This window comes from Tessaracoccus lubricantis (assembly GCF_039544535.1).
In the GTDB taxonomy this organism is placed as follows: domain Bacteria; phylum Actinomycetota; class Actinomycetes; order Propionibacteriales; family Propionibacteriaceae; genus Arachnia; species Arachnia lubricantis.
Map to the genome: position 1 here is coordinate 36,350 of NZ_BAABLV010000002.1, position 15,035 is coordinate 51,384.

The 15,035-nt window shown below is 69.8% G+C and carries 9 protein-coding genes; 5 read left to right on the top strand and 4 right to left on the bottom strand.

The features are described from left to right. Positions 1-34 precede the first annotated feature (34 nt). Both glpK and ABEA30_RS00480 read left to right on the top strand, forming a co-directional pair. A complete protein-coding gene (gene glpK / locus ABEA30_RS00475; protein WP_345577366.1) occupies positions 35-1,555 on the top strand; it encodes a glycerol kinase GlpK in 1,521 nt (506 codons plus the stop codon). A gap of 340 nt (positions 1,556-1,895) precedes the next feature. After that, entirely contained in the window at positions 1,896-4,040 is a 2,145-nt protein-coding gene (locus tag ABEA30_RS00480; RefSeq protein WP_345577369.1) for an ATP-dependent DNA ligase, read from the top strand. An 80-nt stretch (positions 4,041-4,120) separates the two neighbouring features. Here the strand turns inward: ABEA30_RS00480 and murJ are convergent, their stop codons facing one another. Genes murJ through ABEA30_RS00495 form a run of 3 tightly spaced genes read right to left on the bottom strand, consistent with a single transcriptional unit; the run spans position 4,121 to position 10,597 of the window. After that, positions 4,121-7,738, bottom strand: a complete 3,618-nt coding sequence (murJ, locus tag ABEA30_RS00485; RefSeq protein ID WP_345577372.1) for a murein biosynthesis integral membrane protein MurJ — start codon at positions 7,736-7,738, stop codon at positions 4,121-4,123. Further along, positions 7,735-9,648 (bottom strand): DUF6049 family protein, encoded by a 1,914-nt coding sequence (locus ABEA30_RS00490; RefSeq protein WP_345577375.1) that lies wholly within the window; start codon positions 9,646-9,648, stop codon positions 7,735-7,737. Before ABEA30_RS00490 ends, murJ begins: the two co-directional genes overlap by 4 nt. A 7-nt stretch (positions 9,649-9,655) precedes the next feature. Further along, positions 9,656-10,597 carry a 1-phosphofructokinase family hexose kinase gene (locus tag ABEA30_RS00495; protein ID WP_345577378.1) on the bottom strand — a complete coding sequence of 314 codons (942 nt, stop codon included), beginning with the start codon at positions 10,595-10,597 and terminating at the stop codon, positions 9,656-9,658. Between the two features lie 93 nt (positions 10,598-10,690). Between ABEA30_RS00495 and ABEA30_RS00500 the strand changes: the two genes are divergently transcribed. Then, on the top strand, positions 10,691-11,848 hold the full coding sequence (locus ABEA30_RS00500) for a Gfo/Idh/MocA family protein (protein WP_345577381.1): 1,158 nt from the start codon (positions 10,691-10,693) through the stop codon (positions 11,846-11,848). A 184-nt stretch (positions 11,849-12,032) separates the two neighbouring features. Here ABEA30_RS00500 and ABEA30_RS00505 read toward each other — a convergent pair whose 3' ends face one another. Further along, entirely contained in the window at positions 12,033-13,211 is a 1,179-nt protein-coding gene (locus ABEA30_RS00505; RefSeq protein ID WP_345577384.1) for an ROK family transcriptional regulator, read from the bottom strand. A gap of 120 nt (positions 13,212-13,331) precedes the next feature. Here ABEA30_RS00505 and ABEA30_RS00510 point away from each other — a divergent pair, with 120 nt between their 5' ends. Continuing rightward, on the top strand, positions 13,332-14,222 hold the full coding sequence (locus ABEA30_RS00510) for a carbohydrate ABC transporter permease (protein WP_345577387.1): 891 nt from the start codon (positions 13,332-13,334) through the stop codon (positions 14,220-14,222). Next, the gene (locus ABEA30_RS00515; RefSeq protein ID WP_345577390.1) at positions 14,215-15,021 is read left to right on the top strand and encodes a carbohydrate ABC transporter permease; all 807 of its coding nucleotides are present in this window, start codon (positions 14,215-14,217) and stop codon (positions 15,019-15,021) included. Before ABEA30_RS00510 ends, ABEA30_RS00515 begins: the two co-directional genes overlap by 8 nt. Positions 15,022-15,035 lie beyond the last annotated feature (14 nt).

Below are 15,035 nucleotides of genomic sequence, written 5' to 3' on the forward strand. Positions count from 1 at the left end.
CAACGCCTCACTGACGAGAAAGAGTGAAGACACAATGACTGACAAGTACGTACTTGCCATCGATCAGGGCACGACCAGCTCGCGCGCCATCATCTTCGACCACAAGGGCACCATCGTGTCGGTGGGCCAGAAGGAACACGAGCAGATCTTCCCCCGCGCCGGCTGGGTCGAGCACGACCCGCAGGAGATCTGGCGCAACGTCCGCGCCGTCGTCGCCGATGCCCTCAGCCAGGCTGAACTGAACCAGAACGACATCGCCGCCGTCGGCATCACCAACCAGCGCGAGACCACCGTCGTGTGGGACAAGAACACCGGCGAGCCGGCGTGCAACGCCATCGTCTGGCAGGACACCCGCACCGCCAAGATCGTCGATGAGCTCGGCGGCAGCGAGGGCCAGGACAAGTACAAGGACCGCGTCGGTCTGCCGCTGGCCACGTACTTCTGTGGCCCGAAGGTCAAGTGGATCCTGGACAACGTCGACGGCGCCCGCGAGAAGGCGGAGGCCGGTGACCTGATCATGGGCACCATCGACAGCTGGGTGCTCTGGAACATGACCGGCGGCGTCAACGGCGGCGTGCACGTCACCGACGTCACCAACGCTTCGCGCACCATGCTCATGGACCTCAAGACCCTCGACTGGGACCCCGAGATCGCAGCCGACATGACCATCCCCATGTCGATGCTGCCGGAGATCCGCAGCTCGGCCGAGGTCTACGGCGAGGGCCGCGAGCAGGGCATGCTCGCGGGAGTGCCGATCGCCGGCATCCTGGGCGACCAGCAGGCCGCCACCTTCGGGCAGGCGTGCTTCGAGGTCGGCATGGCAAAGAACACCTACGGCACCGGCAACTTCATGCTGATCAACACCGGCACCGAGATCGTCCCGTCGAAGAACGGGCTGCTGACCACCGTGTGCTACAAGATCGGCGACAAGGAAGCCGTCTACGCGCTCGAGGGTTCGATCGCCGTGACCGGTTCGCTGGTCCAGTGGCTGCGCGACAACCTGGGCATGTTCAAGTCGGCTCCCGAGATCGAGGAACTGGCCAAGACGGTCGAGGACAACGGCGGCGCCTACTTCGTCCCGGCGTTCTCCGGCCTGTTCGCGCCGTACTGGAAGTCCGACGCCCGCGGAGCGCTCGTCGGCCTCACCCGGTACGTCAACAAGGGCCACATCGCCCGCGCCGTCCTGGAGGCCACGGCCTACCAGACGCGTGAGGTGCTGGACGCCATGGAAGCCGACTCCGGCGTGAAGCTCGCCGAGCTGAAGGTCGACGGCGGCATGACCGCCAACGAGACCCTCATGCAGTTCCAGGCCGACATGCTCGGCGTCGACGTGGTGCGCCCCGTCGTCGCGGAGACCACGGCGCTGGGCGCGGCCTACGCGGCCGGCATCGCCGTCGGCTACTGGCAGGGCGAGCAGGACGTCATCGACAACTGGGCCGAGGACAAGCGCTGGACGCCGTCCATGGACCAGGACGAGGTCGACCGCAAGTACCGCCTGTGGAAGAAGGCCGTCAGCCGCACGTTCGAGTGGGTCGACGACGACGTGAAGGAGTAGTCGCTGGTTGAGCCGCGAGCTCTGCGAGCGTGTCGAAACCCCCAAGCGCGATCACTCAGCCGAGTGGACCCGCTTGGGGGTTTCCCGTTGCAGTCGCCGTCCGTGCGGCATCGCGCCGGCCCGGGCAGAGTGAAGTTGTGCACCAGCATCGCTGCACAACTCAACAATGCCCGGGCCGCCGTCGAACCCTTGGTTGGGCAGAGTGAAGTTGTGCACCAGCATCGCTGCACAACTCAACAATGCCCGGGCCGCCGTCGGACCCGTGGATGGGCAGAGTGAAGTTGTGCACCAGCATCGCTGCACAACTTCACTCTGCCCTCCGGGCAAGTAGCCTTGCCCCATGGCAGAGCAGCCCGAGATCCTGAAGATCGATGGACCCTTCGGCCAGCGGGAGGTCAAACTCTCCTCGGCATCCAAGGTGCTGTGGCCCGACGACGGCGCGGGCCCGGTGACCAAGCGCGGCCTGGCCGATTACCTCCTCAGCGTCTCCGACGCGTTCCTGCACCTCAACGGGCACCGCCCCATGACGTTGCAGCGGTTCCCTGAGGGCATCGAGGGCGAGGAGTTCTTCTCCAAGCGGCCGCCGCGCGGTGCGCCCGACTTCCTCCGCACCGTCATGTGCACCTATCCCTCCGGCCGACGGCACGAGCAGCTGGTCTTCGACGAGCCGGCCGACCTCGCCTGGGCCGCGCAGATGGGCACCGTCACGTTTCACCCCTGGCCGGTGCGTGAGGACGACGTCGACAACCCCGACGAGCTGCGCATCGACCTCGACCCCCAGCCCGGCACCGACTTCAAGGATGCCGTCAAGGCCGCCCACGTGCTCCGCGAGGTGATGGCCGAGGTGGGCCTCAAGGCCTACGCCAAGACCTCCGGCAACCGCGGCGTGCACGTCTTCGCCCGCATCAAGCCCACGCACGAGTTCCAGCACGTGCGCCACGGCGTGATCGGCATCGCCCGCGAGCTCGAGCGCCGGATGCCGGACCTGGTCACCACCAGTTGGTGGAAGGAGGAGCGCGGCCAGCGCGTCTTCGTCGACTTCAACCAAGCCAACCGCGACCGCACCATCGCCGCCGCCTACTCCCCGCGCCCGCTCCCCGGGGCCCCGGTGTCGATGCCGGTGCGGTGGGAGGACCTCGACGACGTTGAGCCGCGCCAGTTCACCGTCCACACCGCGCCCGCCGTCGTGCAGGGCCGAGGCTGCGCATGGGCGGACATCGACGACGAGGCCGGCGTCGTCGACGGCGCCCTCGAGCTGTGGGAGAAGGACCTCGAGCGGGGGCTGGGCGAGCTGAACTTCCCACCCGACTACCCCAAGATGCCGGGCGAGCCGCCTCGGGTGCCGCCGTCGAAGCGCAGGGCCGACAAGGACGACGACGACTACCTCGCGCCCAAGGCCGAGCGTGACGCCGAGTGGGGCACCGCCGTCGTGCCGCCGTTCGGGCCCATGCTCGCCAAGCCGGTGAAGAAGCTACCGAAGGGCGACTATCTGTTCGAGCCCAAGTGGGACGGCTTCCGCTCGATCATCTGGCGCTCGGGCGACGCCGTGGAGATCGGCAGCCGCAACGAGCGGCCCATGACGCGCTACTTCCCGGAGCTCGTCGAGGCCATCATCGAGAACTTCCCGGACCACTCCGTCATCGACGGCGAGATCATCATGATCGACCCCGAGACGGGGGACCGCCTCAACTTCGACGCCCTGCAGCAGCGCATCCACCCCGCGGCCTCGCGGATCGAGAAGTTGTCGAAGCTCATGCCCGCCAGCTTCGTCGCGTTCGACGTGCTGGCCCTCGGCATGGACAACTACACGGAGCGCCCGTTCAAGGAGCGGAGGAAGGCGTTGGAGAAGGCGCTGAAGAAGGCCAAGCCGCCGATCTTCCTGACCCAGGCCACCACGGACGAGCCGACCGCGATGGGGTGGTTCGAGCAGTTCGAGGGCGCAGGCCTCGACGGGGTGATCGCCAAGCCGCTGGACGAGGTCTACCAGGAGGACAAGCGCGTCTTGTACAAGCTCAAGCATGAGCGCACGGCCGACTGTGTCGTGGCCGGCTACCGTCTCTACAAGGGCGAGACGGAGGCGATCGGTTCGTTGCTGCTGGGCCTGTACACCGATGACGGGGTGCTCAACTCGGTGGGCGTGATCGGGTCGTTCCCGATGGAGCGGCGGCGTGAGCTGTTCGAGGAGCTCCAGCCCCTCGTCGACGACTCCGATGCGCACCCGTGGGCGGAGATCGCCGCGGCGCAGCGCACGCCGACGTCGGCGCAGCATTCGCGGTGGAACGCGAAGAAGGACCTGTCGTTCGTGCCGCTGCGCCCGGAGCGGGTGGTGGAGGTGAAGTACGACCACATGGAGGGGGACCGGTTCCGGCACACCGCGCAGTTCGTGCGGTGGCGCGACGACCGGGAGCCGGAGTCGTGCACCTACGACCAGCTCGAGGAGCCGCTCAGCTACGACCTCGACAAGGTGCTCTCCGGCGGGGACTGAGGAACTGGAGCAGACTCTGGCGCTACGCCTGTCGGACTCCGCCGGGGACCTGCAGCCGACGGGGCTGCGAAGGCGTGGGCTCAACCGGTGACCGTGACCTCGGCGACCTCGGCGCGGTATCCGCCGTCGACCTCGGGCAGCTGCGTGAAGTACACCAGCACCCACTGCGTTTCGACGGGCTCGGCCAGGGCGACGGTGGCCGTGCCGGTGGCCGCCGGGTTCGCCCCGACGACGGCCCAATCGGCCTCGGTGTCCATCGACGCGGCTTCGCCCTTCGGCACCCGCACCTCGACGGAGGTGGCGCCCCCCACCAGCGTCAAGGTGACGCTGCTCACCGTGCGGGCCTCACCCAGGTCAAGCACCAGGCCCACGCCCGGCTTCAGGCCGCCGAGCTTCGGGTTGCGCAGGTAGCGCATCGTCTGCCATGTGGTGGCCGGGTCGCCGTCGATGACGTTGGCCGTGCGCTCGGGCACCTCCTCGGCGTTGCCGCCGTCGGCCTCCGGGTCGAAGTCGGTGACGCTCGCGACGGTGATGGGCCCACTCCCGGCCGTGCTCTCCCCGCTGCCCGGGGTGGTCTCGCCTGGGCTGACGGGGATGCCGCTGGTCTCGGAGCCGGTGGTGGGGTCAGCCGACTGCCGCGCGTCGCGACCGCCGGTCATGCTGAAGATCAGCGCAATGATGAGGCCCACGACGGCGAGCGCCAGCAGGATCCACCACTTCCGGTTGCTGCGGGCCGGCCGCTCGTCCTCCCACGAGGTGTCATCCGACGCAGGCCCCGGATCGGCGCCGAAGCCGAACAGCGAGTCCTCGTCGGCGGCCGGCAGCGTGACGGTCGGCGGGGCGGCCATCGTCTCAGGGGAGCGGCTGATCACCTCGGTCTCCCGGAACAGTGCCTGCCGCACAGGGGCCTGGTCGGGGCCGTGCCAGCTGCGCACCCGATGCTCCAGGTCGAGCGAGGCGTCGACGGAGCCCAGCACCTCGTCGAGCGCGTTGACCAACTGAGCGGTGCTGACGATGCGCGGCACGCTGACGTCGCCGCGCTCGGTGAGCGTGGCCGAACAGATGCGGTCCAGCGCCGGGGAGATCCCTGCGGACACCATGTGCGCGGGAGCCGTCTCGCCGGCGATGATCGGGGCCGCGGGGAGCCCCCAGGCGACGCCGCCTGGCCAGTGCCCGACGAGGCTGGCGTAGAGGATCTTGCCCAGGCCGGTGACGTCCGCGCGCTCCCGCGCCGCCCATGCGGTGTCCTCGCCCTCGTCGCGGGCAAGGGTGGCCTCGATGCCGAAGCCCACCAGCCGGACGGCGCCGGCGGTGGTGATGATCACGTTGTCGGGGTTGATCTGCTCGTGGAACAGGCCCTGCGCGTGCACTCCGGTGAGCGCGTCGGCCAGCTCACGCGTGACGAACGCGGCCTCGATCGCGCTCAGCGGACCCTTCGAGAGCAGGTCGGTGAGCGAGCGCCCGAAGGCGTACTCGGCGACAACGTAGGCGCCGATGCCCTGTTCGCGGTCCGCGGTCTCGTCGGCGTCCAGCACCCGAAGGAACCGGGAATCGGTGGCGGCGGCGCCCTTGCGGGCGGCGCGCAGCAGTTCGCTGCGGCGCGGGTCGCCCGGCGCGAGGACGTGGACTATGACGTCGCGCGAGAGCACCTGGTCGTGCGCCCGCCACGTCTCGGCGCCGTGCCGCTCGGCCAGCTGCTCCACCAGCTCGTAGCGGGTGTTCAGCAGGGTGCCCACGGTGGCGATCCGGCCCTTGGCCTCGTCGCGGAACAGCCCCTCGAGGTCCAGCGGCCCGGTGGCCTCGCCGTCGGCTGCGGTGGGGGTGACGGGTTCGTCCATGGCCAGGTCCTCATCGTCTGCGCGGGCCGCGACGGCGTTGTCGGCTGGCCAGGCGGGGTGGGGGTCGAACGTGCGCTGCACGATCGGGGGGCGGTTGCGGATGATCGTGGGCGGCCCGGAGTCCAGGTCGAGCCGGCCGGAGATGGACGTCTCGGTGACGGTGGTGTCGGCCTCGGGCGCCCCGTCGACGGCGGCTACCTCGCCGCGGCGCCCGAAGCGGCTGCGCACCAGATCGGACAGGTTGGTCAGCTCCCGCACGCGCAGGAGCCGGCAGATGCCGAGGTAGCTGCCGAGGATCAGCAGGCCCCCGACGGCCAGCGCGGCGATGTTGCCCAGCAGCTGCGACTCGATCAGCCCTGTCAACCAGCCGGACAGCAGGAACGCCGGCACCGCACCGACTGCCGAGGCCAGCAGCAGCCGCACGATGTGGAGCAGGACCGCGCGCCCGTCGAGACCGGGGACCCGGCGCTTCAGCAACCGCCACGACACCAGGACGCCCACGAGGTAGGCGATCGAGTAGGCCAGGGCCAGCGCGGCCGCGACCCAGTCGGAGGGGTCCGTGAACCACGCGTTGACGGCGCCCACGAGCGCCAGCGCGCCGGCGATGTTGAGCCCGGCGATCAGCACCTGGACGAGGAACGGGGTGCGGGTGTCCTCGAGCGCGTAGAACGTGCGCAACGTGACGAACTGGATGGTGAACGGAATGAGGCCGAACGCGAACGCGATCAGCGCCCAGGCCACCAGGTCTGCCGTCGCCCGGCCCGCGCCCTGCCCGAACAGGATGCCGACGGTGGGCTGCGCCAGCGCGACGAACACGACGGCGGCCGGCACGATGACGATCAGCGCCAGGCGAACCGTCTTCATGAACTCCTGGCTGACGCCGTGGGTGTCCCCCGACGCGGCCAGGCGGGAGGCGCTGGGCAGCATCGCCGTCGCCAGCGACACGGTGATCAGGGAGTGGGGGAGGATCCACAGCAGGTGCGCGTTGGCGTAGGCCACGACGCCCGCGCCCTCACCGGTGGCGGTCGCCGAACTGGCCAGCCGCTGCACCACCACGAGCGCCAGCTGGTTGACCGCGACGAAGCCGATGGTCCACTTCGTGAGCGAGAAGGTGTGCCCGAGTCCGGTGCCCTTGAGGTCGAAGCGCGGGCGGAGCTTGAAGCCCACCTTCTTGACGTAGGGCAACAGCACGAGGGTCTGCACGGCGATCCCCGCCGTCGAGCCGATGCCCAGCAGGAGGACCTGGGGCGTGGTGAATGCCAGCCCGTGGTCCTGCTGGTTGCCCCACACGAAGAGGTAAGTGCTCAGCACGACGATGGCCACCACGTTGTTGGCGATGGGGGCCCACATCATGGGGCCGAACTTGTCGCGCGCGTTGAGGATCTGGCCCAGGAGGAAGAAGGCGCCGTAGAAGAAGATCTGCGGCAGCGTGAGGAACATCAGCGCGATGAGCGCGCGGTACTGCTGCTCGAGCGCCGGGTCGCGCCAGGCCTCGGAGGTGTAGATGCGGGCGACGACGGGGGCACCGACGGTCACGAGCACCGCCACGCCGGTGATGATCAGCATGAACGCCGTCATGATGCGGTTGGTGTAGGCCTCGCCGCCGTCGGGGTCGTTCTTGAGCGCCCGCACGATCTGCGGCACCAGCACGGTGTTGAGCGCGCCGCCGGCGAACAGGATGTAGAGGGAGTTGGGCACCATGTCGGCCAGCGCGTACATGTCGGCCTGGCGGGTGGCGGTGCCGAGGATGAAGGCGAGCAGCGCCACCCGGACGACGCCCAGGATGCGTGAGATGAGGGTCCCCGACGCCATCACCGCGCTCGCGGAGACCAACCTCCTGGTGCTGCTGACCTGACTCACTCGCTCTCCCTCGGCGGGAGGCCGTCCTCCGCCTTCGCGCGTTCCCGCCGGACGGCGGCGATGCGCCACGCGGTGCCTCCCAGCACCACTGCACCCGAAACGACGATGATGATCCAGCCGACGCGCCCGAGATCGGTGGCCGTGATCTCGATCGGCTGCCCCGAGGACAGCTCGTGGCCCTCTGCGGTGACGAGCCGGGGCCGCACCAGGGCGACACCGTTGGCGGCCGCCTCGGGCGTGATGGTGATGGTGGCGGTGCCCTTCGCGGGGATCTCGATCGCCTCGATGGCCGGCACGCGGATGCGCTGCGGCGCGTCGGAGTCGAACTGGACGCCCACGACGACGGGGACGTCGAGCTCGTTGCTGATGGTGGCGGGGAACTCGTTGACGCGGGCGCCCATCACGTAGTTGGAGGCTGCGCGCAGGGTGATCAGGTTCAGGTCGACGTCGGCGGGGGAGGCGGCGTTGAGGTACTCGACGGCCGCGGCCTCCGTCGGGAAGTCCTTGGCGAAGGCCAGCGCGCCCAGCGTCGCCTGGTCATAGGGGGAGCCGGCCGAGGGCGTGAGGTCTGCGAGCAGGTCCGCGTTGGAGGTCTCGTGCTCGAGGGCCGCGAGGAGTTCGTCGTAGGCGGCGGGGCGTTGGGCGTCTGCCCACCGCAGCGGCTCCGCCGGCGTGGTCGTGGCGGGCACGTGCTCGCGGTAGGGCGCAAGCTCGTTGTCGACGGCGGCCGCCTCCGGGGTGTCGATGACGTAGAGCGGCGGACGGGCGGCGAGCAGTTCGTCGGCGATCTTGCGCGCCAACTGGACGCCGGCGGGCAGCGCGGTGATGGCGCCCTGCGGAGCTGCGGTCAGCACCCGGGGCGGGCCGACGCTGGCGCCGCTGGCGTTGCGGATGACGACGGTGTCGAACTCGCCGAGCCGGCCGACCAGATCCGTGCTGGCGCCCTCGTCGAGGATGGCCACCGACGGCAGGTCGAGCAGCTCGTCCGGTGCGGCCTCGCGCGCCCAGGCGAGCACGCGCTGCAGTTGGCCGGTGACGTCCGCCCTGACCAGGTCGGGGTTGCCGAAGGGGAGCCGCCACAGCCGGCCCTCCTCGGCCAGGGCGTCGACACGTTCGATCCACCGCAGCGCGACGCCGTTTGCCCGGCGCGCCTCCCCCGCGACGGTGTGGTCGTCGCTGAGCCAGTGCACCGCCAGGTAGAGGGCGGGGTCGACGGCGGTGGTCACCCCGGGTCGCTCGGCGGAGGCGAGGAGGGTCTCGAGGCGACCGCTGAGCTCGCCGGTGAGCGAGTCGTCGAGGAACGTGCCGTCCGGCAGCCACGACGGGGCGGCGGCCAGCACCGTGAGCGCGCTGGAGGCCACCGGCTGCTGCGTGGCCGGAGTGGCGACCTGCGCGCGCCCGACCACCATGTTCTGCCCGTCGTCGGGGATGCCCCGGACCTGGACGCCGAGGAGGTAGACGGCGTCGTCGCGGGGGAGCGGCACCTGCGACGGGCCCTCGGCGGTGAGTTCGGCGACGGTCGCGCGGACGGTGAAGGTGGCGCGCTCGCCGGGCCCGAAGGGCGTCTCACGGGTGAGGATGTCGAGGTTGCCGGCGGCCTCCTCGAACAGTCGGTTGCCGACCGGGAGGTTGGCGGAGGTGGCCGTCAACTCCTCCGGGCTGAGGATCGCGACGGGGGCGCGCCAGAAGTGCACGTTGACGTAGCGGATGGGCGTGGTGGACACGTTGGTGAGCCGGCCCTGGATCTCGACGACCTGCTCCGGGTTGCCCAGGTCGAGCGTGGGGGTGGAGATCGAGGTGATCTCGACATCGAGGTAGTCGGTGACCGCTTCCGCCGTCGACGGGGTGCCGACGAGGCCCAGCGCCAACAGCATCGCTGCCAGCAGGGCACGCAGCAACCGACCGACCATCACCGTCTCATGGTAGTCGGGCGGTGGTGAGATTGAATTCGGCGTGGGAGCGCAGGTCCTGGCCGGCGAAGCCCGCGACGTGTGCCGCTGCGGCCGCCAGGGCGTGCCGCAGCCAGTCCGCAGGCTCGTCCGAGGCGAAGCGGCCCCAGGCGAGGCCGGCCACGAAGGAGTCGCCTGCCATGACCGATTGGACCGGGCGCTCGACGGGTAGGGAGGCACGGCGGGGCGAGCCGTCGGGGTCGGCGTAGGCCACCCCGTGCTCGCCCAGCGACACCATCGGCAACCGCACCCCCGCGCGGCGCAGCACGTCGAGCGCGACGGCGACCCTGTCGGCCTCGTCAGCCGCCGCCACCTCCGGGATGGCGAGGATCTCCTCGTCGTTGGGCTTGAACGCGAGCACGCCCGGCACGTCCAGCGCCGCGACGAGCGCGTCCTTCTGCGCGTCGACGACCACCTCGGCGCCGCGGTCGAGCACTGCCCGCGCGAGGCCGGCCCACGTCGTGGCGGGCAGGCGGGTGGGGGTGGACCCGTTGAGGGTGACGAGGTCGCCGGGTTGCACGTCGGCGAGGACGGCGTCGACCAACGGCCGGACGTCGTCGGGCCCGGTGAGCGTGAAGCCCTGCGCCATGAAGTGCGCGGCCACCTTCTCGCCGGTGGCGTCGACCAGCGTGAGGTTGTGCCGGGTCCCGCCGGGCACCGCGACGAGGCGGTGGGGGATGCGTTCGTGTTTGAGCCGGGAGCCGAAGTCGTACCAGTCGTCGCCGCCGACGAGGCCGTACGCCACCGTCGGCACCCCAAGGGCGACCGCGGCCCGGGCGCAACTGATGCCCTTGCCCGAGCAGACGCTCCGGAAGGCGTGCATGGGGGCGACGCCGCCCCAGACGGGGTCGCCGACGGTGTAGTAGTCGTCGTACCCGGTGTTGAGGGTGACGGTGCGCAGCGTCCGCATGTGCCCAACCTACCCAGCGCGGCGACAACACGCGGCAACTCCGGCAGGCCGGTGCCGCGCCGGGTTAGGTTGGGCGGGGAGAGGAGGCCGGCCATGATCAACGTCGCCGTGGTGGGCACGGGAGGCATCTCGGGCGCGCACCTGGAGGGATACCTGCGCTTCCCGGACCGCTGCCGCGTGGTGGCGCTGTGCAACCGCAACGTGTCGAAGGCCGAGGCGGTGCGCGACTCGTTGGGGCTGGACGCGGAGGTCTTCTCCTCCTACGAGGACCTGCTGGGGCATGACGTCGACCTCGTCAGCATCTGCACCCCGCCGTCGACGCACGCGCAGATGGCGGTGGACCTGCTCGATGCGGGCAAGGCCGTGTTGCTGGAGAAGCCGATGGCGCCGTCGCTTCTTGAGTGCGACGCCATGCTCGAGGCCCAGCGGCGCAGCGGCGCGGTGCTGTCCGTGGTGGCGCAGAACCGCTTCCGCGACGACATGGACCTGCTCAAGCACGCCGTCGACTCCGGCCTCATCGGGCCCGTGGCCAGCGTGCGGGTGGAGTCGGCGTGGTGGCGCGGCCTGCCCTACTACGACCTCAACTGGCGCGGCACGTGGGCGTCCGAGGGCGGTGGCCCGACGTTGAACCACGCGGTGCACCACGTGGACCTGCTGCTGTGGCTGATGGGCGCGCCGACGGCGGTCATGGCGATGATGACCAACGCATGGCACGACAACTCCGAGGTCGAGGACCTGTCGGTGGCGCTCCTGCGCTACGAGCGCGCCATCGCCCAGCTGACCAGCTCGGTGGTGCATCACGGCCAGCGGCAGGAGATCGTGGTGCAGGGCCGTGACGCCTCGGTCGCCCAACCGTGGGCGGTGGCGGCGGAAACCGCCGGTCCGGGCGGTTTCCCGGACCCCGACGGCGACCCCGGCCGGGTGGAGCTGCTCGAGGCGCTCGCGCGCGGTCGCGACCCGCTGCCCCACACCGGCCACGCGGCGCAGATCCTGGACGTGCTGGACGCGATCGACGAGGGCAGGGCACCTGCGGTCACCGGCGAGGACGGGCGGCTGGGGCTCGAGGTGATCACCGCCATCTACCAGTCGGCGATCGAGCAGCGCCTGGTGGAGCTGCCCATCCCTGCCGAAAGCCAGTACTACACGACCGCGGGGGTACTGGAGTCGGCGCCTCGGTACTTCCAGAAGACGCGGTCGGTGGCCGCCGACGAGGGAGTGGTCAGCTTCCACCCCACCCGGGGCCGCAACTGAGGCTCGGGGGTCAGAAGGGCGGGGTCTCGGCCGGCGCGGACCGGGCCCGCCAACTTTTCCCTACCAAAGGTGGGGGCAGATGTGGATTATCCACATCGACCCCCACTTTTGGTAGGGATATGTGCGGTGCCCTGGGCTGAAGCCGCCTGAAGCGCGCCATCCGACGGACGCGGCGGCCGCAGGCCTACTGCTGCGGAGTGCGGAGCAGGTCGCGGACTTCGTCCACCGTGTTGTTGCGGCTACTGCTGAACGGTGAGGCGAACACCAGTGATGCGGCGCCGTGCGCCCAGGCGTCCTCGGCCCAATCGTCGACGGTGACGCGCAGGTCGCGTCGGTGCGCCGGCAGGTGGGCGCGCAGCGCCTTCATGAAGCTGGGCTCCCAGAACTCCCAGACATCCACACCCTCCCCGGAGACGTGGACCTCGCCCGGGTCGAGGACGTGCACGAGGGAGGAGACCGCAGCGCCGAGGTGGAACCCTGCGGTCGCGAAGACCTCGAGAGCCCGTTGTTCGCCCGCGCGCGCTGCCTCGTTGAGGTCATCCTTGGAGCCCCCGTCGGGGATCGCGCCCGTCTCCTGCGCGCGCCGCGCAAGCGCATCATCTGACACCAGCGTCTCCAGGCACCCGCTCAACCCGCAGGCGCACGGCTCCCCGTGCGGATCGACCCAGATGTGGCCGAACTCGCCCGCACCCCCGAACGCGCCGCGGAACAACTGGCCGCGGCTCACGATGGCCGCGCCGATGCCGAAGCCGATCGTGATCAGCAGCGAATCCGGCCCCAGCCCGGGGCGGCCGTAGAGCTGGCCCGCGATGGCGAGGGCGTTGACGTTGTTGTCGATCACGACCGGCAGGCCCACCCGCTGTCGCACGAGGCGAGCGACATCCACCCGCTGCCAGCCCATACCCGGCGATGTCACCACCCCGCCGTCGACCGTGCCCGGGACCGCCATCCCGACGCCCAGGAGCAGGTCGGAGTTGGGCGCCGCGTAGTCGGCGATCGTTTCCGCGATGACGTCCAGCGCATCCGGGGCGCGGGTGTCGAGATCCACGCTCACGGCTTGGGCGGGGTCCCCGGTGAGGTCGACCTCAGCCATGAAGAGGTGGTTGGGGGTGACCTTGACGCCCAGCGCCCGGCGACGTCCCTGGCGGATGTCCAGCAGGGTGGCCGGTCGGCCACCCCCCGACGACGAGGTGCCCACGCTGGTGAGCACCCCATCCGCCAGCAGTTGGCGGGTGAGGTTGGTCACTGCAGCGGCGGAGACGTCGAGAGCCCGCGCCAGATCCGCCCTGGACTGGGGGCCGCGGGTACCGATCAGGCCGATGATGGCGGCCGACAGGTCCGCCGGTGTGTTTCGCCGAGCCATGCCACCCTCCTTCCTTCGGTGCTTAATTTACTGGTGTATCACAATTCGGCCACAGCCCTTGACGTGGTCCCCGAAGCATATTACTTTCTCACTTAACAAAGGTGTGAAGGAAAGGGTTCGATGGTGAATGCCGCATCGCGACGGGGTCGACGTGACCTCGGATGGGCCGTGTTCTTCCTGGCCCCGTCCACGGTCCCCCTGATCCTGTTCACGCTGTGGCCCATGTTGTCGTCGATCTGGATCTCCCTCCAGGACTGGAACCTCATCTCGGAGCCCACCTTCGTCGCGTTGGAGAACTACCAGCGGGCGTTGGCCAACCCCTCGACCTACCGGATCCTGGGCAACACGCTCGGCTACGTGCTGGGCTACCTGCCGCTGGTGTACGTCGGCGGGCTCGCGCTCGCCCTGGCGCTCAACGCCAAGTTGCCCGCGCGCACCTTCTTCCGAGCCGTCTACTTCCTGCCGGTCGTGACGAGTTGGGTGGTGGTCGCCCTGGTGTGGAAGTGGCTGCTCAACCCGAGCAACGGCGTGGTCAATGCCGCGCTGGGTGCGCTGGGGCTGCCCCAACCGGGCTGGTGGACGGATCCCCAGTGGGCGCTGGCCTCCGTGATCCTGGCGTCGGCATGGAAGGACCTCGGCTTCGTCATGGTCATCCTGCTGGCCGGGCTGCAGGCCATCCCGCGCGACATGTACGAGGCGGCGACCATCGACGGTGCCGGTGCCTGGCGGCGCCTACGGCACGTCACACTGCCGTTGCTGACGCCGTCGACGTTCTTCGTGTTGGTCATCTCCTTCATCAACGGTTTCCAGGTCTTCGACCAGGTCTACGTCATGACGCGCGGCGGGCCGCAGGGATCTTCGCAGGTGCTGGTGGGGCAGGTCTACGACCTCACCTTCCGGTACGGGCGAGCAGGAGAGGGTGCGGCGCTGTCGTGGCTGCTGTTCCTCCTCATACTCGCCGTCACGGTGGTGCAGATGATCGGTCAGCGGAGGTGGGTGCATTATGACTAGGCGAGCGTTGTTGGTGGGCGCGGTGGGAATCGGAGCCGTCGCCATGATGTTCCCGTTCCTCTGGACGGTGGTCACGTCGATCACGCCGAACGGGTCCCTCGCGGAAGGACCCAGCCTCCTCGTGGCCGACCCCACCCTCGATGCGTACCGGCAACTGTTCACGTCGCTGCCCATGGCCCGGATCATCATGAATTCGGTCATCGTGACACTCGCCTCGACGGCACTCCAGCTGGTCACCGGATCCATGGCCGGCTATGCGTTCGCGCGGTTGGAGTTCCCGGCCAAGCCAGTGGTCTTCGCCCTCTACCTGGCCACCATGATGATCCCCCTCCAGGTCCTTGTGGTGCCGCTGTTCATCCAGTTCCGCGACTGGCAGCTCCATGACACGCTGTTCGCGCTCATCGCGCCCACGGTCGCCTCGGCGTTCGGCGTCTTCATGTTCCGCCAGGCCATCCGCTCAGTCCCGAAGGAGCTGGACGAGGCGGCCAGGATCGACGGCGCCGGCCACCTGCGGATCTTCGCCTCGGTGATCCTGCCGCTGATCAAGCCCGCCCTCGCCACTGTCGGGGTGCTGGCGTTCATGGCCACGTGGAACAGCTTCCTGTGGCCCCTCATCGTCATCCGCTCCCCAGAACTGCAGACGCTCCCGCTGGGGCTGGCCACCCTGCAGGGCCAGTTCACCACCCGCTGGGACGTCATGATGGCCGGCTCGGTCGTCTCCATAGGGCCGATAGCGCTGGTCTATCTGCTCGCCCAGAAGCACATCATCGCCGGCGTGGCCCACACCGGTATCAAGTGACCTCACGAAAGGGA